The following is a 22,591-nucleotide window of genomic DNA, read 5'->3' as shown; positions in this document are numbered from 1 at the left end:
CTTCACCCGGCGGGGACAGTGATCACCGGACAGTGGGCGCGGTGCAGCAACCCGTGGACGACGGAGCCGACACGCATCCCGCTGTATCCGCCCCGGCCTCGGCGGCCGACGACGACGGCAAGGGCGTGCTCCGCCGCTTCGGAGAGCATCTCCACGGGGGAGCCGATGGGGACCTCGTGTGTGAGCCGGACGTCGGGATACTTCTGCGCCCAGCCCGCGGTGGTCTCCGAGAGCAGGCGACGCTCGGCGTGGAACAGCGTGTCGGAGCCGTGCAGGGAGAAGACGGGTGCCTGCCACACGGCGATGGCGCGCACGGCGCAGTGCCGGAGGTCCGCTTCTTCGAAGGCCCAGGCCAGGGCTGCTCGGGAGGACTCGCTGCCGTCGATGCCGACCACGAGATAGGGCTCGGCCTGCGTGACGTGCTCCGCGTCGCCCACGACGACCACCGGACATCGCGCCTTCGCGTTGACCGGAACGACCAGGGAACCGGCGCTCAGGAACTCCTCGGTACGACTGAGGTGTCGGGAGCCCAGCACGATCTGGCCGGCCTCGTGGGACAGCCCGGCCAGAACGCCTGCCGGGAACCCGTCGAGAAGGGAAGAGGTGGCCGTGATGCCCGGCTGCCGTGCAGACGCCCAGGCAAGCGCGGTACGCAGAGTCTCGGTGCCCACCTGCTGCTGGGCCAGGTGACGCGGGGTGTCGTCGACGTGCTGGGTGTCGTGCTGCGGCGGCACCGCGACGACCAGGCGCAGTGCCACCGATCGCAGGTGAGCCTCGTCCGCAGCCCAGGCAAGCGCCATGTGCCAGTTCTTGACCGGGTCGATACCGATGACGATGTCTCGGCGATCCATGGTGCCGGTCACGACGTGCTCCCATGTCCGGGTCCTTGCCGGGGGATGAACTCGACGGGGCAGTGGGCGTGCTGCAACAGGCTGAGCGTCGTCCGCCCGATGGTGGGACCGAGGTATCCGGGAGCCCGTCGGCCGCCGATGACCACGAGGTCCGCGTGGCGCGACGCGTCGACGAGCGCTCCGGGCACGCTGCGGCTCTTCTGGCCGTCGGCGTGCACGGTCAGGTCCGGGAACTCCTCCTGGACCCGGTCCGAGACCGAGGACAGTGCGCGTACGTGATCGCGGGCCATCTCGTCGCCACCGTTGCGCAACGCCGCCCGGGGGCCGGCGGACAGCCCTCCACTCCATATGTGGAGGAGCCGCAGGGGTACCTTGCGCAGCAGGGCTTCGTGGGCCGCCGCGCGGGCGCAGCCCACGTCGGCCTCGTCGCGGACCGCCGCAAGGACCACGCCGGCTTCGACGGCCTCCGGGACCCCGCGCACCACGACCACGGGCCTTGTGGCAGCGGCCGCGACCTCAAGACCGACCGAACCGAGCAAGAGTGAGGAGAACCCTCCAAGACCCCGGTGGCCGACGACGATCGTGCCGGTCAGAGCGGCGGCTCGGCGCAGACTGCCGGGAGCCGAGCCACCGGTGAGTTCCTTGACGACCGCCACCTCAGGATGGTGCGCCGTTACCGCGTCGGCGGTCCGGTCGAGCAGCTCCCGCCCCGCCTCCCTGCTTCGGACGATCTCCGCCTCGGACAGAAACGGCGCCGGTGGGTCCGTGTCCGCCGCATGAACGAGGAAGAGGGCGCTGCCCCGCAGGGCCGCCTCCTCCGCCGCCCACATCACCGCCGTGTGCGCGGACGGCGACCCGTCGACCCCGACGACGACGCTGCCGAGACCGGAACGGGCCGTGGTTCCGTTCATGGCTCCTCCCAGGTCCGAGGGACTTCCTTCCACCCTGGCAGCTTGTCCCGGATGGCCGAAGGGCCGCTGGGGGCAATGGCGGGGCCAAAGGGCCCCTTCCCAGCCGGGGCGCAGGCCCGGCCGGGACGAGCCCGTTCGGTCCCGAGGTTGGACCATTCGGCCCTCGCCCAAGCCATGCGCACGTCGGAGGGTGGTGACGCGGGACAGCACCGTCCGAACCCTCGAACGAACAGGAGGCGCGGCGATGAAGCACGTGAAAGTCGGCAGCCTGATGACCGGCGATGTGGTCTCCGCCGTCCCTGCGACGCCGTTCAAGGAGGTGGCGAAGCTGCTCGCCGAGCGCGACATCAGCGGGGTCCCCGTCGTGGACGAGGACGATCATGTCCTCGGTGTCGTCTCCGAGAGCGACCTCCTGGCCCGCCACGAACTGACCACGCGAGACCTCATGACCACCCCGGCCGTCACCGTGCACGCCGAGGAGACCGTGGCGGACGCGGCACGGCTCATGGTCCGCCGCGGGGTCGAGCGCCTTCCCGTGGTCGACGAGGAGGAACGACTCGTGGGCATCGTGACCCGCCGGGATCTCCTCTGCGTCTACCTCCGCCCGGACTCGGAGATACGGCGCCGTATCCGTGAGGACGTCCTCACAGAGGTCATGGGCCTGGCCGGAGACGCGGTGGACGTGCACGTCCTCAACGGCGTGGTGACGCTGGGAGGCCGCGTCCGGCGGCGGAGCCAGCTCCTGACGCTCGTCGGACTCGCCGAGCGCGTGGACGGCGTCGTGGCCGTCGTGGACCAGCTTTCCTTCCACGAGGACGACTCCTACCTGACCGCCTCCACCCATACCCCACACGACACCCCATGGTGACCTACCGCAGGCAGGACGAACCGTGTCTCCCACCGCTCTGACGCGACCACTCGTGACGTCGCTGATCGAAGATGCCGTCACCGCTCCCTCGATGCACAACGCACAGCCCTGGAAGTTCGTCTGCAGGCCGGCCTCCCAGGTCGTGGAACTGCACGGCGACCAGCTGCGCGGCATGCCGCGCGAGGACCCGGACCATCGCGCCCTCCACCTCGGCTGCGGCGCCGCCCTGTTCGGTCTGCGGGTCGCCGCCGCGCACCGGGCCCTGCATCCTCTGGTTCGGCTGCTGCCCTCCCCCGGCGACCCCTGGCACCTCGCCGACATACGCTTCGACGACGCCGGCGACGCCGACGACGCCGACAGCGACCTGGGCGTGCTCCATGACGCCTTGTCGCGGCGGCACACCAGCCGCTTCCCCTTCACCGAGGAGCGGATCCCCCCGGAGGTCGTCGACGAGCTCCGGGCGGCGGCCTTGCTGGAGGGCTGCCGGCTCGTGGTACCGGGGGCGTGGCACACCGACACCGTCATGGAACTCGTCCACACCTCAGAACTGTTCGAGGCGGCGGACGAGGCCGTACGCGAGGAGATCGCCGCCTGGACACGCACCGGTGCGGCCGGGGAAGGCCCGGATGCCGAGGGCATCCCGGCGTACGCCTTCGGCCCACGTCAGTACGACGTGACCTCCCCCGTCAGGGACTTCGGCGTTCCCCGGCACGTGCCCGGCCGTACGTCGGAGCGTTTCGAGAAGAGGCCGCAGCTCGCGTTGCTCGGCACGGTCGGGGACACGCCGGAGGACTGGCTCAAGGCCGGCCAGGCGTTGCACCGCGTCCTGCTGCAGGCCACCCTCGACGGCCTCGCCACCTCCCTCATGTCCCAGCCTCTGGAATGGCCCGAACTCCGGTCCGGCGCACGCGATCCCCGATCGGCGATCGGCTTCGTCCACATGGTGATCCGCCTGGGCTACGGCCCCCAGGGGGAGACCACGCCACGCCGTCCCGCCGCCGACGTGCTCACCTTCCGCTGAAGCTCTCCTCACAGACGGAACCAACGCTCCTCTCCCGGTTCGACGGTGAGCCGCCGGCCCCCGGGGAGCACGACGGCAAGCGGGCCGTAGGGCGAGGCGGGAACCCGAACGGCCAGCCGCCCGGGAAGCACCCGCAGGCGCACCCCTCGATGACGGCCGCAGCACAAGGTGAAGGTGAACCGCGGGATCTCCGCCAGTGCCACCGGCGCCACCCGTAGCCCCTCCGGCCCGGTTTCCAGGCCGGTGATCCCGCGTTCGACGAGGTCGATCGTGCCCGCCATCGCGCCGAGATGGATGCCCTCGCCGGTCGTGCCGCCCTGGACGTCGGCGACGTCGGCGAGCAGCGCCTCCTCGCAGTAGCGCCAGGCGTCGGGGCCGCTCTGCCGGGCGAGCACCCAGCCGTGGACGAGGCTGCTGAGCGTCGAACCGTGGCTGGTGCGGCGCAGGTAGTACGAGACGGTCGCACGCCACACGTCGTCGTCCAGCCGGTGGCCGAGCCGGGTGAACAGTCCGTACAGCTCCTCGGGTCGGAAGAGGTAGCCGAGCATGAGGGTGTCGGCCTGCTTGGACGCCTGGTAGCGGTTGACGGTGTCCCCCTCGGCCTCCAGGATCCGGTCGAGTCGGCGGATGTCGCCGTGACGGGACCGGTATTCCTCCCAGTCGAGTTCCGCCAGGTCTCCGTATCCCTCGAACTGGCTGACCACTCCCTGATGGAACGGCACGTACATGCGGCGGGATGCGTCCTCCCAGCGCGCACGTTCGCTTTCGTCCAGCGCCAGTTGCTCCGAGAGTTCCGCGCGGCGGGCCTCGGGCAGGTCGCCGAGCAGGTCCAGGCCGCGCGCGAGCACCCAGGCGGCGGTCACGTTGGTGTAGGCGTTGTCGTCGATCCCGGGCGCCGCGGCACCGGGATAGGCGTCGTGATACTCGTCCGGTCCCACGACCCCGCGGATGCGGTAGCGGCCGAGCGCCGGGTCGAACACGGCGGCGCCGGCCCAGTACCGGGCGACCTCGAGCAGGATCTCCGCCCCGGCGGAGTGGAGGAATCCACGGTCCCCGGTGGCCTCCGCGTACCGCCACACGTTGAACGCGACGGCTGAGCCCACGTGGCGCTGCAGCCGGGAGTGGTCCGGCAACCAGTGCCCCGATCGCGGGTTCAGATGGAGCTCCTGCGTCTCCTCCCGGCCCGAACCCGCGCTCTGCCACGGATACATGGCTCCTTGTCCACCGGCGAGGCGAGCCGCCGCGCGGGCGGCCGGTAGCCGGCGGTGCCGGTACATGAGCAGCGCTCGGGCCACCTCGGGGAAATGCAGGTCGAGATAGGGAAGGACGAACAGTTCGTCCCAGAAGACGTGCCCCCGGTACGCCTCGCCGTGCAGTCCGCGCGCGGGCACGCCCACGTCGAGGTCGGCGGTGTGCGGGGAGAGCGTCTGCAGCAGGTGGAACACGTGCAGCCGCAGGATGCGGCCCGCTTCCCCGGGCACGTGCAACTCGCCCTGCTCCCAGACGCGCTGCCAGGCCGCTTTGTGGCCCGCGAGCAGCCGGGGGAAGGCCGGAGCGCGAGCGATCATGTCGACGGCCGCGGCGAGGGGGTCGGAGGCGGGCAAGTCCATCGAGGTCCGCAACGCCAGTGTCTTCACGACCATCGCCGAACGGCGAGGAGCCATCGGCAGGCGGAACGTCTGCACGGTGCCGGTACGAGTGGCCGCCTCGTGAGCGGGCTGTACGGGACGGGTGACCGTGCGCACGGCCAAGGCGATCCTGACGCCCGGGTCGACCGTACGGCAGGCGAGCCGCGCGACGCCCCCGGGTTCGAATCCGGTCCGGTGGTCCGTGAGATGACGCCCTTCGAGATGCCGGTACCGCTCGACTCCGGCATTCGTGACGGCGCCGTCCAGAACGGACCGCACCTCGACGGAACCGCTCCAGCCGTAGGCGCGGAACACGGTGCACTGGGCCGCCAGCCCGGGGTCCGCCATGTGCACGACGCGGATGTGACTGACGCGCAGGCCTCGCCCCTGGGCGTCCTCGAAGAACAGACGTCGGGTGAGCACGCCCGCACGCAGGTCGAGGTGCACGCCGTAGTGGCACAGTTCCCCGGCGTCGGGCGTCAGCCAGTCGCCCGCCGGACCGTCGTCCGGAAGGCAGCGGTAGCGCAGAAGCGTCCAGTTCGGAAGGTTGACGAGGTCCTCGTTCTCGACCTGCTCGCCCGCGACGGCCGAGGTGAGCCGGTCGTAACAGCCGGCCAGATAGGTACCCGGATAGTGCGCGCCTCCGGCAGGGCACTCGGGAGCCGAGCCCCGGGTGGCGAACCGGCCGTTGCCGAGCGTGCAGAGCGCTTCGACGAGGGGCTCGCGTTCCGGGTCGTACCGGTCGTACCGCCATGTCCAGCCGGTGGTCATCCCCGCTCACCCCACACACTCCGGACCAGGGTCGTGAGATCGGGAACCGTCAGATCGGCGCCCCTCTCGCTCAGCGCGCCGGCCGCGCTCCGCAGCGGTGTGCGGTCGACACCGACGACGAGCCCGAAACCGCCGCGCCTCGCCGCCTCGACCCCGGCGAGCGCGTCCTCGGCGACCGCGGCCTCCGGCGGGCGGCTGCCGAGGAGGGACGCCGCCCGCAGGAAGAGCGCGGGATCCGGCTTGCCGGCCAGGCCGAGCCGAGCGGAGTCCTCGCCGTCCACGATCACCGCGAGGAGACCCGCGAGCCCCGCGGCACGGATCAGCGCCCGGGCGTGCCGGGAGGCCGACACCGCGGCGCATGGCACGCCCCTCGTGCGCAGGGCCGTGAGAGCCGGCAGGGCATCGGGGAAGGCCGTGACGCCTTCCGTGCGGAGCAGATCGACGAACGCGTGTTCCTTGCGTGCCGCGACCGCCCAGACCGTCGCGCAGCCGGGCGGGTCACCGGCTGTTCCCGCCGGGAGACCGAGGCCCCGGGCGTCGAGGAAGGCCGCCGCCCCGTCGTATCGGGACCTGCCGTTGACGAACCGCCGGTAGTCGGCTTCCGCGTCGAAGGGCGGCTGGTCCTCGCCCCCCACCGCTTCTATGCAGGCGTCCAATGCGGTCTTCCACGCCGCCGCGTGCAGACGGGCCGAGTCGAGGAGCACGCCGTCCGTGTCCAGGACCAGGCTTCGGGGCATGCGTGGTCCGGGGTCTCGGTCGGCCACCCGAGCAGCCCGTGCCGGACGGTGGTGGGGGCGGCGCATCGCCACGTCCTATGACCCGGCGAGCGCGACCTTGAGGGCACCCGTCTCCGCCGCGCGACCGAAGACGTCGTACGCCTCCTCCATCTGTCCCAACGCGAAGCGGTGTGTGACCAGGGACGAGGAGGGCAGCCGCCCGGCCGCCATCATGCGCAGCAGCAGGGGCGTGGACGAGGTGTCCACGAGGCCGGTGGTGATCGTGACGTCCTTGATCCACAGGTCTTCGAGGTGGAGAGTCGCCGGCTTGCCGTGGACTCCGATGTTGGCGACCCGGCCGCCGGGCCGGACCATTCGCGTGCACAGCTCGAACGCCTCCGGAACGCCGACGGCCTCCATGACGACGTCGGCGCCCAGGCCCTCGGTCAGATCGGCGACCAGCTGTTCCGGGTCTTCGCCCGCGTTCACGGTGGCGTCCGCGCCGAGCGACCGGGCAGCCACCAGCCGCGACTCGGCGAGGTCGACGGCGATGATCCGGCCCGGGCTGTAGAAGCCCGCGGTGGTGACGGCGGCGAGACCGATGGGGCCGGCGCCGACGACGACCACCGTGTCGGCGGGGCGCACACCTCCGTTCAGAACCCCCACCTCGTAGGACGTGGGAAAGATGTCGGCCAGCAGGACGGCGTCGGAGCCGTCGATCGAAGCCGGCAACGGGTGGACCGAAAGGTCGGCGAAGGGCACTCGGACGTACTCGGCCTGTGTGCCGTCGATCGTGTGGCCGAGGATCCAGCCGCCTCCGCCATGACACTGCCCGTATCGGCTCTCACGGCAGAACCTGCACCTGCCGCAGGCGGAGATGCACGAGACCAGGACACGGTCTCCCGGCCGCACCGTGCGGACGTCGCCTCCGGTCTCGACAACGGTTCCCACCGCCTCGTGTCCGAGGACCCGGCCGGGCGTCACCTCCGGCACGTCTCCCTTCAGGATGTGCAGGTCCGTGCCACAGATGGTGACGACGTCGACCCGGACGATCGCGTCGGCGGGATCCTCGACGGCCGGGTCGGGTACGTCCTGCCAGGCGATACGGCCCGGTTCCTGGAAGACAAGTGCCTTCATGGCGCCCACCCACTTCCTGTCGCACGTCGCTGCAGTCCTGCTCCACCAGGTTCTGCGGAGCCCTCCGGACGCACATGAGCCGATCGGCCCCCGAAAAGGGCCCGCTCGGACCCTCCGGGCCCGGCCGGTCCCGATGCGAGGGCCTCGACTGCGGACTCCTCCAGGGTTTCGCGACCCTGCGACGGCGCAACCGGGAGCGGTTCGCCCCCGACGCCGCGGACGTCGTCCGGCGTTCCGGGGGCCGATCCTCTCCAGCGCCCGCACCGCCCGGCCAAGCCGCTCTACGACGACTCCGATGTCGAGAGGACGCTCGCGTCCTTCGATCCGGTCCCGGTCGGCGAGGACGTCGAGATCACGGCCGGCACCTCGCTGACGCTCCACCACTGCGGGCACATCCTGGGATCGGCGTGGGCCGCGATCGCATCGACCGCGAGCTGGAGTGGACGGCCGTCGTTCCCCGGTCCGGTGAGGCCGTGCCGGTCCGCTGAGAGGGGCCTGTCGGCCCCCCGGGTGGGCCCTGTCGGCCCTCCCGGAGCCCGAACGCGGCGCTGGATTCTATACGTGAAAGGGCTGGAGGCACGGTATGAGCACGATGACCATGCTGCTGAGCGAACTCGCACCGGATGCACGCGACCGGCTGCTGCGACAGTCCAGGCCGGTCCGCATTCCCGCGGACACGCCCATCTTCCGCGAACGACAGCCCGCCGACCGCTTCTGGATCATCGAGTCGGGACGCGTCAGCCTGCACGAGCGCCACCCCGATCACGGCACCGCGCTCGTCGAAACGCTCGTGTCCGGCGACCTCCTCGGCTGCTCCGGAATGCTCCCTCCGTACCACTGGCGCCATGGCGCCACGGCGACCACCGAGGTCCACGCCCTCGAATTCGACGGACAGGCCGTGCGGGAGCTGTGTGCGCAGGACACCGCGATCGACGAGGCCCTGGCCGCCGCCGTGGCCGCCGCGATGGAGCGACGGCTCCTCACGTGAGGAACAGGCGATGACATCCCAGCCGTTCACCGTCGCCGACGTCATGACCAAGAAGGTCGTCGCGGTCCTGCCCGGCGCGGACTTCAAGGAGATCGTCACCGCGATGCAGCGGTGGAAGGTGACCGCCGTCCCCGTCGTCGAGGGCGAGGGCCGTGTCGTGGGCGTGGTCTCGGAGGCGGACCTGCTGCTCAAGGAGGAGTTCCACGACCGCCGCCTGGGACTCGTCGAACAGGCGCGCCGGCTCGACGCCACCGCCAAGGCCGGTTCGCGACGGGCCGGGGACCTGATGACCTCGCCCGCCGTCACCGTCGCCCCCGAGGCGCCCCTGCCGCAGGCCGCGCGCCTCATGGCCGCGCATCGCGTCAAGCGGCTGCCGGTCGTGGACGCGAGCGGCGCGATCCAGGGGATCGTGAGCCGGTCCGACCTCCTCAAAGTGTTCCTCCGGTCGGACGAGGAGCTCGCAGACGAAGTACGCCACGAGGTCATCGATCACTTGTTCCCGCTCTCCCGCCACCAGGTCGACGTTCGTGTCGAGGCAGGTGTCGTGACGCTGTCCGGCGAGGTCCGCGACGGCGCGCGCGTCCCACTCGCGGCACGCCTGGCGCGGGCGGTCGAAGGGGTGGTGGATGTGCGGTGCGAACTCACCATCCAGGACCGGACGTAGCCATGCCACTCCGATCCCATGGAGGTCAGGGGTCCGCCGTGGGAGCTGCTCGAGAACGTGAAGAGGGGCCCGCGCCGGCTTCGAAGCGGATCTCGCCACGCATCGAGGCGCGGGCGGGTGCCCGACGGCAGGGGTGCCCCTGCCTCCCACCGTCCGCCACCGGGCTGAGATCGGCGGCCGGGTGGAGGGGGTGCGTCGCCGCCGGGGCAAAGTGCCGTAATGACGTGGCTTCCGATGCTCGCAGGCGCCTTCCTGGTGCTGTTCGTCCTCCGGGACCTCTTCCACACCCTCTGGCACCCGACCCGCCACGGTGGTCTGAGCAGGCTGGTGATGAGGTCCATGTGGTGGCTGTCGGCCCGTCTCGGCGCGCGGTGGCGGTCGGCCGGTCTCGCCGGCCCGATGGGCATGGTGACGGTCCTCGCCGTCTGGGCGCTCACGGTGGCCGTGGGATGGGGGCTCATCTACTGGCCCCACATGCCCGAGGACTTCTCGTACGCCACGGGGCTCGCCCCCGCCCAGCACGCGGGTCCGATCGACGCTCTTTACGTCTCCCTGGTCACCCTGGCCACGCTCGGTCTGGGGGACATCGCGCCGGCCTCGGGCTGGCTGCGCGTGCTCGCCCCCATGGAGGCCCTGGTGGGATTCGTCCTGCTGTCGGCGACCGTCGCCTGGATCCTCGGCATCTACCCGGCCCTGGCCCGCCGTCGGGCGCTCGCCCTGCGGCTGTCCCACGTGCGGCGCAGCCGGGTCACCGCCGCGGCTCTGGACTCAGACGGGGGCGCCGCTCTCCTGGACGGTCTCGCCTCGGCCCTCTCCACCATCACCGTCGACTTCCTGCAGTACGCCGAGTCGTACTACTTCTACGACGGGGACGAGAACACCTCCCTGGCCGGCCAGCTCGGCCACGCCGTCGGCCTGGCCGACCAGGCGGCGGAGGCACGTCATCCGGACGTCCGGCTCTCCGCATCGGTGCTCCGCACGGCTCTGGAGGACCTGGCCACCGTGCTCGACGAGCGATTTCTGCGCACGGGCGAGACCCCTGAGCACGTCTTCAGGGCCTACGCCCACGACCACGGACGCTCCCCTGGGCCGGCCCGACCTGCGCCGGGCAACGGAAGCGGGTGATCCTGAGAGGTGGGGGCGTCGCCGCCTACGCGAGCCTCATGACGGACGCCTATCCGCCCTTCCGCCTCGACCAGGGCGGGACCGAGACCGCCGGGGCCGAGCGCGCCGCGGATGCGGGCTGACGTCGCCGGCGGGCGCGCCGCAGCTCGTCCGTGCCCCACACCAGGACCGGGAAGGTCGCGATGAGCAGGACGACGTCCAGGGGAAGGGCGGCCGTGCCGAAGAGGTGCTGGAGCGGGGGCGCGTAGACGAGGGCGGCTGTGAAGGCGAGCTCGAAGCCGATACCGGCGAGCAGCAGCGGATTCGAGAACACCCCGATGTCGCGCAGCGCGGCGTGATCGGTGCGGGCCGCGAGGGCTGTCCCGACCTGGCAGGTGACGATGCCTGCGAAGGTGGCCGTGGTGGCCGTCACGTAGGCGTGGTGCAAGGGGCTGCCCGTGCCCGTGGGATCGCCCGGCTGCCAGCCCGCGCGCCACAGCACGTAGAAGTAGCCCGCCATGACGAGGGCAGCCGACACCAGGCCCAGGTATCCCCAGCTCCGGACCAGCATGTCGCGGGAGATCACTCCCTGGTGCCGTGGCCGGGGCGGGCGCTGCATGATGCCGGGCTCTGAGCGTTCCCGCCCCAGGGCGAGAGCGGGAAGCGTCTCGGTACCGAGGTCGATGGCGAGGATCTGCAGCACGGTGAGGGGCAGCGGCACCGCGCCGGCGGAGAGCGCGAAGACGAGGAAGGGCACGATCTCCGGGGTCGCGTGGGCGAAGATGTAGACGATGAACTTGCGTACGTTGTCGTAGACCCGGCGCCCGGACTCGACGGCGGTCACGATGGTGGCGAAGTCGTCGTCGGTGAGCACCATGGTGGCGGCCTCGCGGGCCACATCGGTGCCGGAGCGCCCCATGGCGACCCCGATGTGCGCGCGGTGCAGCGCCGGGGCGTCGTTGACCCCGTCGCCGGTCATGGCCACGATCCGGCCGTGGGCCCGCAGGGTGTCGGCCACCTTGAGTTTCGTCTCGGGCGAGGAGCGGGCGAAGACGATCTCGGCGTCGCCGTGCACGAGGATCTGGTCGAGCTCGTCGTCGCCCAGCGACTCGGAGGCCGCGACCACGTGCAGACGGGGCACCCCGATGCCCACTTCCCGGGCAACCGCCGCAGCCGTGGCTCCGCTGTCCCCCGTGACGATGTGCACGCGTACCCCGGCCTCGTGGCAGCGGCGCACTGCCTCCGCCACCTCGGGGCGCGGCGGATCGTACAGGCCGACGAGGCCGAGCAGCTCCAGTCCCGACTCGGCGTCCTGACGGCGTGACGGCGGCGCCGAGCCCGGCGGCAGGTCGCGTGCGGCCACGGCCAGGACCCGCATGCCGCCCGCGGCCAGTTCCTCGGCCGCCGAGCGGACGGCGTCCGTGTCGGAGCCGGGACGAACCCGATCCAGGACCGCCTCGGGCGCTCCCTTGGCGATGATCCGCAGACGCCCCGTCGCCTCGTCGTCCTGCACGACGGACATCAGCCGCAGCCTCGGATCGAAGCGGAACAGACCGCGCCGTCCCGTGTCGCGCCGGGCCAGCTCCACCGGGGCCCCGTGGTCGGTGGCGCCGGCGACGAGGGCGGCCTCGGTCGGATCCCCGTGCAGCTCACCCTCATCCTCACGGGTGACGGTGGTGCAGAGGGCGCTCGCTCGTACCAACTCCTGTGTCCAGGGTCCCGGTTCCGCTCCGTGACCGGCGGTCCAGAGGGCTCGCAGGCGCATGCGGTTACGGGTCAGCGTGCCGGTCTTGTCCGTACAGATGACGCTCGTGGAACCGAGCGTCTCCACGGCGCTGAGCCGCTTCACCAAGGCACCCTCGCGCGCCAGCGCGCGCACGCCGACGGCGAGGGCCAGCGTGATGGTCGGAAGCAGTCCCTCGGGGACGTTGGCGACGAGGAGCCCGATGGCGAACATGAGGGAGTCGGTCACCGGCAGTCCGACGGCCACCCCGACGACCAGGAACAGGGCCCCCATGCCGGTCGCGACCCCGGCGATGAGCCAGGCGACCTTCTTGACCTGTCGTTCCAGCGGGCTCGCCTCGCGCCGGGTCCGCTGGCTGAGGGCGGCGATCCGGCCGAGTTCGGTGTGGCTTCCGGTGGCGAACACGATGGCCCGGGCCTGTCCCTCCACGCAGGTGGTCCCGCTGAAGACGAGGTTCGGCTCCTCCAGCAGCGGGGCACCGAGGAGCCCGGCGGCAGCCATGCGTTCGGCGGGGACGGACTCCCCTGTGAGCATCGACAGGTCGACCTCCACGCCCCCTTCGGTGAGGCGTGCGTCGGCCGGTACCTTGTCGCCCTCTTCCAGGAGGATCACGTCGCCGGGCACCAGGTCGCGGGCCTCCACCGTGAGGGGCCGGCCGTCGCGTACGGCGAGGGCGTGCTCGGGCAGATAGCGCGCGAGGGTCTCCACCGCCCGCTCGGCCTGACGTTCCTGAAGCAGCGCGAAGGCCGCGTTGACGGCGACGACCGCCAGAATCGCCCAGCCGAGCACTCCGAGATCGGCGACGAATGCCAGGGCGGCGGCCGCCCAGAGCAGAAGGGCCAGGGGGTGGACCAGCTGCCCGACCAGCTCCCGCGCGAAGGAGGAGCGGGCCTTCCGCCGGACCTCGTTGGGCCCGTGGACGGCGAGCCGGCGGGCGGCCTCGCGAGCAGACAGCCCTTCGGGCCCGGTGGCCAGTTCCCGGCGCAACCGGGGCAGGGGCTCGCTGGGGTCGAAGGGCAGCGACACGGCCGGGGTGGCGGCCCGCCCCGTGGCCGCTCGGTCAGTCATCGTCCTGCCCCGGAGCGCTCCCCCGACGGAGCCGTCCGGACCACACGGGTTCGACCTGTTCCCATTCCTGTTCCCAGGCCGCGAGCAGACGGGCTCCGCTCCACCGTCGTACGAGGAAGAGAGCCCCGGCCCCCATCGCTCCGACGGCGGCCGCGGCGATGCTTCCGCCCGAGAGTGAGGTCAGCGCGCGGTCGGCGGCGCTGTTCGGGGGGCGGGCGGGGGTGCCGTTGTCGTCCACCCAGATCGTCAGGGTGCGCCCCTCGGGCGTCCGGGGAGGGACCTGAATCGTGCCGGTCCGCCGGACGTTGTCGGGCTGTTCCCAGACCGCTGGTGCGACGGACTTGGGCGTCGCTCCATAGCGTGCGACCGCAGGCGGGTCCTTGGCCGGTCCGGTGGTGGTCGCCTGCACCTGGTGGTGTCGGGCGGCGAGTTCACGGTCGGCCTTCGCTCCGGCGTTCCAGAGCATCCCGGCGCTCACCGCGCCGCAGATCAGAGAGACCAGCAGGACGAAGACCAAAGCGGCGCGCCGTGCTGTTCCCCTGGGCGGGATGGTCCCGCTCTCCGACGGCTCGTGGTGAAGCATGCCGCACCTCCCGAAGGGAGTGGACTCGCCGGACCGTCAGCCGCCCGCCGTCAGGTCGGGGCGCCGAGTTCCGTTCCTATGTGGTGGGCCCATGCCCGGATCCGTTCCGGATTGCGGAAGTCTCCGCCCTTGCCGCGGCTCACCATGTGCCGGGCGACCGGGTCCGACGTCTCGCCGGTCACGGCGCCGCCGAAGGTCATGTGCTCACGAGCACCGAGCTTCTTCATCCGCCGGGCGACCCCGCGTACGGGCGGGACGTCGTGTTCGTCCGCCGACGTGTCCACGGGGCCGCTGCTGAAGAGCCACAAAGGCCGATGCCGGAGTTGTTCGGCGTTACGCCGCGCACACCGGCGGGCCTTGCCGGTCCAGTGCCCGGCGTAGAGAGCTCCACCGAGGACGACCGTCGTAGCCGCTGACGTCGGTGACGGTGTCGGCCGGCAGGACGACAGCGTCGAAGCCGTCGTCCCGGAGCGTCTGGCCGATCTCTTCCGCGATTCCGGCGGTCGCTCCGGCCTTGCTGCCGTAGGCGACCAGGACACGCTTGGTGTTCATGATTCCGCTTCCTCGGCGGGCTTGGCGATCCGCTTGACGGGAATCGTCCGCACCTTCGTCGCCTCCTCCTCGTCGGGCATCGGGACGCGGACGGTGAGGATGCCGTCCGCGTACGACGCCTCGACGTCGTCGGCCGGGATCGTGCCCGGAAGACGCACGGTCCTGCGGAACGATCCGTAGCGGAACTCCGAGTGCTCCTTGTCCTCCTTGCTCTCGCTGTGCTCTGCGGTCACGGTGATGAGGTTCTCGTCGACAGTGATCGTGATGTCGTCCGAGTCCATCCCCGGCAGCTCGGCCCGCAGCACGTACTCGCCGCCACTGCTGGACACCTCCACCGGGATGGAGTGGGCGGCGGTGGCGGGGCGCCATCCGGGCAACCCGGGGAACTCCCGGCCGAACCAGGCGTCGAAGTCGGGGAAGAGGCTGTGCCTGCGTTCCACGTGGTGTCCGGTCATCGTTCTGCTCCTCGTGTACGGGGTCCGGGAAGGCACAGTGGACCCCAGTCGGTGCGGACGGGCGGCGGATCGGCCAGGCGCCCGGTCCGACTCCGTAACCCCATCGTCCGCCCGGGAGGCCAGGTGGCGCAGCGTCCAAGCGGGTTGTTCGACGGGGCCGAACGGGCCCCACCGGGAAGGACCGACTGGCCCACGGTGCGCCACGTCGCCACTGCGATCAGCGACAGATCTCCTCGACGAAGTGGCCCACCCGTTCCTCCGGCAGGTGCCGCGCCAGGTCCGCCTCGCTGATCATCCCGACGAGGCGATGGTCGTCGATCACGGGCACGCGGCGGACGCGGTGGTCCTGCATGGTGCGCAGCACCTGGTCACTGTCGGCGTCCGCGTCGACCGTGATCGGCTTGCCCTGGGCGAGGAGTCCGGCCGTCATGTGGTGGGGGTCCTTGCCCTTGGCCAGGCACTTCAGCACGATGTCACGGTCGGTGATGATGCCGTGCAGCCGGTTGTCCGGCCCGCAGATGGGCAGCGCGCCGACGTCCAGTTCGCTCATGAGGCGCGCCGCGTCCATCAGGCTCTCGTTCTCCTGCACGCAGCTCGCACCGGTGTGCATGATTTCCCTTGCGGTCGTCATGGCCGCGTCCTCCTTTCCTGCCCCCCTGTTCGTGATACGGCCGGTTCGCCATGGGTTCAGAGGAAGAGCGTCGACACCCTGATGGTGTGTACCGGGCGCCCGGGGCGCCCGTTCACGACCTCTGCGGGCTGTCGTCGGTCGCCGGGGCGACCGCGCCGCGTGTCCGTGGCCGCCGCCTGTCGACGGGCCCGGACCGCGGACTCGGTGTCCTGGGCGACTCTGTGCCGTGTCCTCCTCGGCATGGTCACCGCCCCTTTCGTCCCGCGCCGCCGACGAGCGTCGCCTCGGCGGTGGTGGCGAAGCCCGGCGGTACGCGTATGCCCGCGGCACCGAGCCGGTTGGTCAGCTCCCCCGGCGAGGCGTTCTTGCCTCCGACCCGGCCGACGTCCGACCGGCCGAGTTCCGTGAACGGTACGACGCTTCGTATCGGTTCCATGGCAGCCTCCGTGGCTCTCGGGCACCTCAGTACGGCAGGGGTCGGCCGGACGGGGTCCGCAGATCGAGGGGCCTCGACCTGCCGGGCCGACGGGGCCGGGGGCTGATCCGGATGCACTGCATGGTGCTCACCTCTCCGCGGAACCGGCGGACGGACCGGGGTCGTCCTCTCGCCCCACAGTCCCGCGTGGACGTCGTCGCGACCCAGTGCCGAGCGGGCCGGTCGGCCGGGGCCGGTCGGTCGTACGGGAACGGGCCCGATCGGCCCATGCCGGGTCGCCGGTCCGCTCCTCGGGCGGTGAGAGTGGGACGGTGATCACGGGGCACGCGGCGCGGTGGAGCAGGCCGTGAACCGTCGAGCCCAACCGCAGGCCGGAGTAGCCGCCGCGGCCCCTGCGACCGACCACGAGAGAGAGGGATTTTTGGGACGTCAGGGCCAGTTGCTCGACCGGGTGCCCCCGCAGCACCTCCTCGGAGATGGCGACGTCCGGATACCTCTCCGCCCAGCCCGCCACCGATTCGGCGAGCAACCGGCGCCGCTCGGCCATGCCGACCTCACCTTCGTCGCGGTCGAGGACCGAACGGGGCCAGACCCACACGGCCCTCAGCCGTGCCGCTCGCAGACTCGCCTCCTCGACGGCGAAGGCGATGGCGGCCCGTGAGGACTCGCTTCCGTCCGTGCCGACGACGATGGTCGGCGGGTGCAGGGTGGTGTGCTCCGGCGCGCGGACGACGACGACGGGACAGTGGGATCGTGCCGTGAGCGGGACGACCACGGAATTCTCGCTGAACAGCTCGGCCGCCATGCGCAGGCGGCGCGAGCCCACGACGACGAGCGCGGCGTGCTCCGACATGTCGCGCAGCACGGTCGCCGGAGAACCGTTCACGCGTTCCGTCGCGGTTCGCAGACCTCCGTGGAGCTCCCGGACGAGGTCCTCCGCGTTGGCGATCGCCGACTCCGCGTGCATGCGCAGGGCGCTCTGATGCGCGAGCGCGTCGTACCGGAGCCCGTCGTGGACCGGGGGTACGGCGACGACCAGCCGGAGGACCCGTCCTCCTCGTACGGCCTCGTCGGCGGCCCAGACGAGAGCGGGTACAGACGGTTCCCGAGGGTCAACCCCGAGCAGGATCTCGTTCACGTCTCCTCGAACCGGCTGGCGAAGGCGGGTGGGACGATCATCACCGGGCAGTGGGCGTGGTGGAGCAGGACGTGGGCGACTCGCCCCAGGGAGGGGACCGCGCCGAGAGCGCGGCGTTCGCGGCCCATCACGAGCAGATCGGTGTGGGCGGTCGCCTCCACCAGGATCCCGGGCGTGCTCGTGCCCGTCTCGACGTGATGGCTCACGATCAGCTGTGGATAGAACCCGCGCGCGAGGTCGGCGAGCGCCTTGGTCTCACGTACACGCTGCCGTGCGATCTCGTCGAGGTCGTCCAGCATGGTCGCGACGCTGCCGATGTGGGTGAGCACGTTCCAGACGCTCACCAGCCGCAGTGCCGCCTTGCGGGCATTCGCCTCGGCAGCCGCGACGAGCAGCCAGCCAAGGTCCGAGGCGCCGTGCACGGCCGCCGTCACCGAACCGGACGCGGGACGGTCGCCGTCACCGCGCACCACGATCACGGGCACGTCGGAGCGGGCCGCGACACCCAGACCGACCGATCCGAGCATGAGGGCCGAGAATCCTCCCAGCCCGCGGCTGCCCACCACGATCGTTCCCCGGTCACCGGCGGCCGCTCGAAGGCCCGCGACCGGCTCCTGACGGCTCAGTTCCTTGGTGATCTTGAGGTCCGGAAAGTCCTCCTGGACCGCGTTCACGGTCTCCGTCAGAAGGTCGCGGCCGGCCTCTCGCACCGCCTGGAGCGTTTCGGCGTTCGCGTAGAGGGCCCGGCGGTCCGTGTCGGCGGCATGCACGAGGTGCAGGTGCCGCTCTCTGCGGTCCGCCTCCGCCGCGGCCCACAGCGCGGCCGCACGGCCGGAGGGCGACCCGTCGACTCCCACGACGACGTTGCCGAACTCCGGTCGGGTGGGGGTCTCGCTGCTCATGGTTCCTCCTCGGGGTACGCCCGAAGCCCGGGAACACGTCCCGAAGGACGACACCTCCCACGCTGACATCGTGGCGGGCTCCTCGGGATGGGCCGTTCGGCCCCCATCGAGACCTGCCCGGCCCTGATGCCGGGAGGGACGTGGCGCCAACCTGAAAGGTGAGATGTCCCGTCCGATCCGGACCCGGGACTAAGCGGGGCGGAATGGATCCGATGAGGGAGGCACGCCATGACAGCCCAGGTCACCGTCGGTCTGGACGGCTCTGACGAAAGCCTCGCCGCCGCTCGTTGGGCCGCGACGCAAGCGGTGCTGCGCGAAGTGCCCCTCAGGTTGATGCACGTGGAGGAATGGCCGAGCATGCCGGAAGTACCCATGGCGTACGCCCGCACGCTCGCCCACGACGAGCAGACCGAGAGGTTGATGCGCGAGGCGACGGATCGAGCGCGGAAGGATCATCCCGGCCTCGAGGTCATCACGGAGCATGCGCAGGGCCGGGCAGCCGAAGAACTGACGGCCGCCGCGAACGAGGCGGATCTGATGGTCCTTGGTTCGCGCGGACTCGGCGGCGTCCGCGGCTTCCTCGTCGGGTCAGTCTCCCTCGCCGTCGTCGGCGCGGCCCGACAGCCGGTCGTCCTCGTACGGGGCGAGGACAGCCGAACAGCTCCCGAAGGCGGGATCGTGGTGGGCGTCGACGTCCACCACCCGTGCGAAGCCCTGCTCGCGTTCTCGTTCGCCGAAGCCGCCCGCAGGAGCACGCCGTTGCGGTTCCTGCACAGCTGGCCGCTTCCCGTCTCGTACGGCTATGCGGCCGTCGTGGACCCGGGGATCGGCGAGGAACTGGGCGGCCACCTCCTCAAGGAGCTGGACGACCTCCTGGAACCATGGCGGAAGCGGTACGCGGGCGTGGAGGTGGAGGCCAGGGCTATGGTGGGCTCGCCCGCGTACCAGCTGGTCGAGGCGGCTCGGACCGCTCAACTCGTCATCGTGGGACGCCGGGACCGGAAAGTACCTCTCGGCCCATATCTGGGCCATGTCGCGCACGCGGTCATCCACCACAGCCCCGCACCGGTCGCCGTCGTCCCCTGCTGAGGCCCGGTTCGGGACACGGCGCTCACGGACACGGCCGGGGCCCGCAGCGGAGGCAAGCACCGCCTGGTACTCGGAGATCACTCACGGGACGGGCCGAAGTCCACAGGCCCGGACGGCGTGCCCGGCGCTCCCGGTACGACGATGCGACGTCCGGTCACCCTCCGCGGTGAGAGCACCACCACGGTGTCCCGTCTGTCTCCCGCCCACGGTGCCGAGTGGACACCGTCCTTGATCCTCCGCCTCTCGCTCTCCTCGGACACCGTGCGCACCGGACCCACCAGGAGCACGCTCCAGCCCTGGCTGAAGGCTTCGTCCATGCGGTCCTGCTCGAAGGCGACCTCGACGCCGGACGCCGAGGCGCGCGCGAGGGATGAGTCCGGAGCCGTCATGAAGACGATGCCCCTGTCGACGACCTGGTAGTTGACGGGAAACACCATGGTCCCGTCCCGCCCTTCGGCGGCGATGCGTCCGACGCCGTGACCATCGAGGAGCTCCCAGCATTCGGCCTCATCGATCTCCTCCATGCGCGCCCGGTAACCGGCACGGGCTCCACCCGGAGCGACGTCGGTCGCATACCCGGTCAGATCCTGGACCGTGGTCTCCAGGGCGTTCGCGAGCCGGACCAGGAACTCGACCCCCGGGGCGGCCACCTGCTCCTCCACGTAGGCGATGTACCCGGGTGTGGAGCCTGCCCGTTCGGCCACGTCCTCGCGGGAAAGGCCGAGTCGGGCACGCCTGGATGCGGCGCGGCGGCCGAGGTCACTCGCGGCGTGCGGGGCACGCGGGTCGCCAGCCGTGTTCATCACCGGTCTCCTTCCGTTGCCTCCGGACCCCGCTGAGGAACGACGGCGACCGGGCACGAGGCGTGATGCAGGGCGCGGTGGGCGATCCTGCCGAGCTCCAGGCCGACGAGCCCGTCGCGGCGGCGGGCCCCGACGACCAGCAGGTCGGCGGCGGCGGACCGCTCGGTCAAGACTTTGTGGGCCGGTCCTTCGAACGTGGTCCTGCGCAGACGGACCCGGGGATTCTCGGAGGCCGCTACCGCGAGAACCTTGTCGAGGAGTCCGGCGGACCGTTCCGCGAAGTGGGCTCCGACGTCGCCGGCCGGCAGCGGGTGGTCGACCGGTTCGCGGGCCGGCCGTCGCCAGGCGTGGACGGCGTCCAGTTCCGCGTCCCGGACCGCCGCCTCCCGGAAGGCGAAGCGCACGGCCCGCGAGTCCACGTCCTGGTCCCCGACGCCCAGCAGGACGCGCCCATGGCGTGCCTCCAGGGCATGGCGGTCCCCACGGACGACGACGACCGGGCAATGGGCCCTGGCGGCCACGATCAGGCCGACGGATCCGAGCAGAAGGTCGGCGAACTCGCCCCGCCCGCGGGATCCGACGGCGAGCAGCGTGCCCCCCTGCCCCTCTCGGAGCAGCGCGGTGGCCGCGTCCTCGGCCAGGACGTCCGTGGTGAGGTGGAGGCCGGGGGCGCGGAGGCGGGCCCGTTCGGCGGCCACGCCCACGATGTTCTCGGCGAGGATCTGGCCCGAGGGGCGGTCCGTGGTCCAGGCCGGCACGACGCCTTCGTACCGTTCCCACATCGATGCGTGGACGATCCGCAGCGGAAGCGCGTGGCGTACCGCTTCGTCGACTGCCCAGTCCAAGGCCGTGAGACTGGCCTCGGACCCGTCGACTCCTACCACCAGGGGCGATTCCATGGTGCCCACCGCCTTCCGGGAGGTGTGGTGGCCTGCTGCCACGGTCGCACCGCGCCGAGGCGGCGGGTAGGGCCGGTCGGTCCCGAGCCCGGCCCGCCCGGACCACGCGTGGTCACCGCAGGGAGACACGACAGGAGGAGGGGCCCATCCGCTTCTCGCGGATCCTGATCGCGCGGTGCGCGGCTCGAAGCCGCTTCCCCGCGTCCTTACCGGTGGGCCCCCTCCTCACCTTCAGGAAAGCACCGGTCGATGGTCCCCGCCAGGGCTGTCAGGGCTCAGACGTGCCCCGTTCGGCCCTTGTCGTCCCCGGCGGGCAGCGAACTGGCTCTGCGCCTGAGCAGGGCCGCGCCCCGCGTGGTGGACGGCGCGGCTGCGTTCACGACCGTGCAGTGGGATCAGGGCCGCTTAGCGACCTTTGCCCTTCCTGATATGCGAAGGAAAGTGCTGGATCCGCGCGTCCGGGCCCGGGAACACCAGAGTGACCCGGCCCGTGTCCGACCATCGGACGTCGAAGGGCGGAGTGCCGTCCTCGTGGTGCAGCCCGACGATCTCACCGTCGCGCCCCTCGTCCCCGACCGTGGAACCACCCACGATGAGCCGGTCCCCGACGCGGGCCCAGAGCCCGGCGCGAAGCGTCTCCTGACCTTGTCGTGCTTCGGTCGCGGTCATGGTTCTCGCCTCCCGGCCCGCGCCCGGCCCCCGTCCTCCCGAGACCGGGCCTTCGTCCTTCCACCGTGCGTCCCGACCGGCGGACCGCATAGGGGCCAACAGGCCCGGAAGGGGACCATTCGGCACTGCCACGCCGGTGTTCCACGCAGCAGGGTGAGATCTACCGGGGCCGCCTCGCCCCGTGAAGGAGGACCGTCATGCAGCACCGCACGGTTTTCGAGGTGATGACCCACGACGTGGTCACCGCCGCCCCAGAGACCCCGTTCAAGGAGATCGCCCGTCTCTTCGCCGAGAACGACGTCTCGGCGGTCCCCGTCGTCGACGCCGACCGACGCCTGCTCGGTGTGGTCTCGGAGGCCGACCTGCTGCGGGCCACCGCCGAACTTCCCGACCTCGAGGGCCGCTGGGCGGGTGTCCGACTGCTGTCTCAGGAGCGAGGGCTCCCCGATGCGGAGACGGCTGCCGAGCTGATGTCCTCGCCGGCCGTCGCGGCGCAGGCGAACTGGAACATCGTCGAGACGGCTCGGACGATGCAGCAGAAGGAAGTGAAACGGCTTCCCGTGGCCGATGAGACCGGTCGGCTGGTCGGGATCGTCAGCCGCAGCGACCTGCTCCGGCCGTTCCTGCGCAGTGACGATGCGATCCGCGACGAGATCGAGCACGACGTCCTGTACGACACGCTTCGCCTCGCCCCTGACACGGTCCGGGTGACCGTCGACGACGGCGTCGTCAAGCTGACCGGCTGGGTCGACGAACGCGCCGACATCCGCGTGATCGTGCGGCTCTGCCGCTCGGTCGACGGAGTCGTCGCCCTGCACGAATCGATCGAGTACGCCTACGACAACCTCGCGCTCGACGGGGAGGCACAGCGATGAACGCCCTGTGTGGGGAACCCGTCATCCCTGACTACGACGGTGCTCGGGCCACGTTCTCCCTCGACCGTTGGGGCAGCTGCGCCGCCCG

The 22,591-nt window shown here is 71.5% G+C and carries 22 protein-coding genes and 1 pseudogene; 7 read left to right on the top strand and 16 right to left on the bottom strand.

Annotated features, from left to right (window positions below):
- Nucleotides 1-2: 2 nt before the first annotated feature.
- Nucleotides 3-863, bottom strand: a complete 861-nt coding sequence (locus tag ACZ3IJ_RS01290) for a universal stress protein (protein ID WP_467465563.1) — start codon at nt 861-863, stop codon at nt 3-5.
- Nucleotides 860-1,762: a universal stress protein gene (locus ACZ3IJ_RS01285; protein ID WP_467465562.1), complete on the bottom strand. Its 903-nt coding sequence runs from the start codon at nt 1,760-1,762 to the stop codon at nt 860-862. Before ACZ3IJ_RS01285 ends, ACZ3IJ_RS01290 begins: the two co-directional genes overlap by 4 nt.
- A 244-nt stretch (nt 1,763-2,006) precedes the next feature.
- On the opposite strand from ACZ3IJ_RS01285, the gene ACZ3IJ_RS01280 reads away from it, so the two are divergent.
- Together ACZ3IJ_RS01280 and ACZ3IJ_RS01275 are read left to right on the top strand one after the other, a co-directional pair.
- Nucleotides 2,007-2,630: a CBS domain-containing protein gene (locus ACZ3IJ_RS01280; protein ID WP_467465561.1), complete on the top strand. Its 624-nt coding sequence runs from the start codon at nt 2,007-2,009 to the stop codon at nt 2,628-2,630.
- A 22-nt stretch (nt 2,631-2,652) separates the two neighbouring features.
- Nucleotides 2,653-3,651 carry an Acg family FMN-binding oxidoreductase gene (locus tag ACZ3IJ_RS01275; protein WP_467465559.1) on the top strand — a complete coding sequence of 333 codons (999 nt, stop codon included), beginning with the start codon at nt 2,653-2,655 and terminating at the stop codon, nt 3,649-3,651.
- An 8-nt stretch (nt 3,652-3,659) separates the two neighbouring features.
- On the opposite strand, the gene ACZ3IJ_RS01270 is transcribed toward ACZ3IJ_RS01275, so the two are convergent.
- The 3 genes from ACZ3IJ_RS01270 to ACZ3IJ_RS01260 all read right to left on the bottom strand — a co-directional run bounded on the left by ACZ3IJ_RS01270 (nt 3,660) and on the right by ACZ3IJ_RS01260 (nt 7,903).
- Nucleotides 3,660-6,050, bottom strand: a complete 2,391-nt coding sequence (locus ACZ3IJ_RS01270; protein WP_467465558.1) for a glycoside hydrolase family 65 protein — start codon at nt 6,048-6,050, stop codon at nt 3,660-3,662.
- On the bottom strand, nt 6,047-6,787 hold the full coding sequence (locus ACZ3IJ_RS01265; RefSeq protein WP_467465557.1) for an HAD family hydrolase: 741 nt from the start codon (nt 6,785-6,787) through the stop codon (nt 6,047-6,049). Before ACZ3IJ_RS01265 ends, ACZ3IJ_RS01270 begins: the two co-directional genes overlap by 4 nt.
- A gap of 75 nt (nt 6,788-6,862) precedes the next feature.
- Entirely contained in the window at nt 6,863-7,903 is a 1,041-nt protein-coding gene (locus tag ACZ3IJ_RS01260) for a zinc-dependent alcohol dehydrogenase family protein (RefSeq protein WP_467465556.1), read from the bottom strand.
- 583 nt (nt 7,904-8,486) lie between these two features.
- Here ACZ3IJ_RS01260 and ACZ3IJ_RS01255 point away from each other — a divergent pair.
- The 3 genes from ACZ3IJ_RS01255 to ACZ3IJ_RS01245 all read left to right on the top strand — a co-directional run bounded on the left by ACZ3IJ_RS01255 (nt 8,487) and on the right by ACZ3IJ_RS01245 (nt 10,680).
- Nucleotides 8,487-8,891, top strand: coding sequence for a cyclic nucleotide-binding domain-containing protein (locus tag ACZ3IJ_RS01255; protein ID WP_467465555.1), 405 nt, complete (start codon nt 8,487-8,489; stop codon nt 8,889-8,891).
- Nucleotides 8,892-8,901: 10 nt separating this feature from the next.
- A complete protein-coding gene (locus ACZ3IJ_RS01250; protein ID WP_467465554.1) occupies nt 8,902-9,555 on the top strand; it encodes a CBS domain-containing protein in 654 nt (217 codons plus the stop codon).
- Nucleotides 9,556-9,774: 219 nt separating this feature from the next.
- Nucleotides 9,775-10,680, top strand: a complete 906-nt coding sequence (locus ACZ3IJ_RS01245; protein ID WP_467465553.1) for a potassium channel family protein — start codon at nt 9,775-9,777, stop codon at nt 10,678-10,680.
- A gap of 49 nt (nt 10,681-10,729) precedes the next feature.
- On the opposite strand, the gene ACZ3IJ_RS01240 is transcribed toward ACZ3IJ_RS01245, so the two are convergent.
- The 8 genes from ACZ3IJ_RS01240 to ACZ3IJ_RS01205 all read right to left on the bottom strand — a co-directional run bounded on the left by ACZ3IJ_RS01240 (nt 10,730) and on the right by ACZ3IJ_RS01205 (nt 18,168).
- On the bottom strand, nt 10,730-13,471 hold the full coding sequence (locus ACZ3IJ_RS01240) for a cation-translocating P-type ATPase (protein WP_467465552.1): 2,742 nt from the start codon (nt 13,469-13,471) through the stop codon (nt 10,730-10,732).
- Nucleotides 13,464-14,054 carry an Rv1733c family protein gene (locus ACZ3IJ_RS01235; RefSeq protein ID WP_467465551.1) on the bottom strand — a complete coding sequence of 197 codons (591 nt, stop codon included), beginning with the start codon at nt 14,052-14,054 and terminating at the stop codon, nt 13,464-13,466. The genes ACZ3IJ_RS01240 and ACZ3IJ_RS01235 overlap by 8 nt, the downstream gene beginning before the upstream one ends.
- A 50-nt stretch (nt 14,055-14,104) precedes the next feature.
- Nucleotides 14,105-14,593, bottom strand: a complete 489-nt coding sequence (locus ACZ3IJ_RS01230) for a flavodoxin domain-containing protein (protein ID WP_467465550.1) — start codon at nt 14,591-14,593, stop codon at nt 14,105-14,107.
- 9 nt (nt 14,594-14,602) lie between these two features.
- Nucleotides 14,603-15,061, bottom strand: a complete 459-nt coding sequence (locus ACZ3IJ_RS01225) for an Hsp20/alpha crystallin family protein (RefSeq protein ID WP_467465549.1) — start codon at nt 15,059-15,061, stop codon at nt 14,603-14,605.
- A gap of 217 nt (nt 15,062-15,278) precedes the next feature.
- Entirely contained in the window at nt 15,279-15,692 is a 414-nt protein-coding gene (locus ACZ3IJ_RS01220) for a CBS domain-containing protein (protein ID WP_467465548.1), read from the bottom strand.
- 244 nt (nt 15,693-15,936) lie between these two features.
- Complete coding sequence (locus ACZ3IJ_RS01215; protein WP_467465547.1) at nt 15,937-16,128, bottom strand: hypothetical protein; 192 nt, start codon at nt 16,126-16,128, stop codon at nt 15,937-15,939.
- Between the two features lie 127 nt (nt 16,129-16,255).
- Nucleotides 16,256-17,266, bottom strand: a complete 1,011-nt coding sequence (locus tag ACZ3IJ_RS01210; protein ID WP_467465545.1) for a universal stress protein — start codon at nt 17,264-17,266, stop codon at nt 16,256-16,258.
- A complete protein-coding gene (locus tag ACZ3IJ_RS01205; protein ID WP_467465544.1) occupies nt 17,263-18,168 on the bottom strand; it encodes a universal stress protein in 906 nt (301 codons plus the stop codon). The genes ACZ3IJ_RS01210 and ACZ3IJ_RS01205 overlap by 4 nt, the downstream gene beginning before the upstream one ends.
- Before the next feature lie 228 nt (nt 18,169-18,396).
- Here ACZ3IJ_RS01205 and ACZ3IJ_RS01200 point away from each other — a divergent pair, with 228 nt between their 5' ends.
- Nucleotides 18,397-19,257 (top strand): universal stress protein, encoded by an 861-nt coding sequence (locus tag ACZ3IJ_RS01200; RefSeq protein WP_467465543.1) that lies wholly within the window; start codon nt 18,397-18,399, stop codon nt 19,255-19,257.
- 77 nt (nt 19,258-19,334) lie between these two features.
- Here the strand turns inward: ACZ3IJ_RS01200 and ACZ3IJ_RS01195 are convergent, their stop codons facing one another.
- The 3 genes and pseudogenes from ACZ3IJ_RS01195 to ACZ3IJ_RS01185 form a co-directional block, all read right to left on the bottom strand.
- Nucleotides 19,335-20,060 (bottom strand): helix-turn-helix domain-containing protein, encoded by a 726-nt coding sequence (locus tag ACZ3IJ_RS01195; RefSeq protein ID WP_467465542.1) that lies wholly within the window; start codon nt 20,058-20,060, stop codon nt 19,335-19,337.
- Nucleotides 20,060-20,959: a universal stress protein gene (locus tag ACZ3IJ_RS01190; protein WP_467465541.1), complete on the bottom strand. Its 900-nt coding sequence runs from the start codon at nt 20,957-20,959 to the stop codon at nt 20,060-20,062. The genes ACZ3IJ_RS01195 and ACZ3IJ_RS01190 overlap by 1 nt, the downstream gene beginning before the upstream one ends.
- A 441-nt stretch (nt 20,960-21,400) precedes the next feature.
- Nucleotides 21,401-21,628: pseudogene (locus ACZ3IJ_RS01185) on the bottom strand (DUF1918 domain-containing protein); the annotation flags it as partial.
- Between the two features lie 197 nt (nt 21,629-21,825).
- Between ACZ3IJ_RS01185 and ACZ3IJ_RS01180 the strand changes: the two are divergent.
- Nucleotides 21,826-22,503, top strand: a complete 678-nt coding sequence (locus tag ACZ3IJ_RS01180; protein WP_467465540.1) for a CBS domain-containing protein — start codon at nt 21,826-21,828, stop codon at nt 22,501-22,503.
- Nucleotides 22,504-22,591 lie beyond the last annotated feature (88 nt).

The sequence above is a fragment of the Streptomyces sp. NPDC013317 genome (assembly GCF_055563155.1).
Note: the sequence above shows the minus strand (reverse complement) of the source record. Positions and strands in the feature narration are given on the sequence as shown.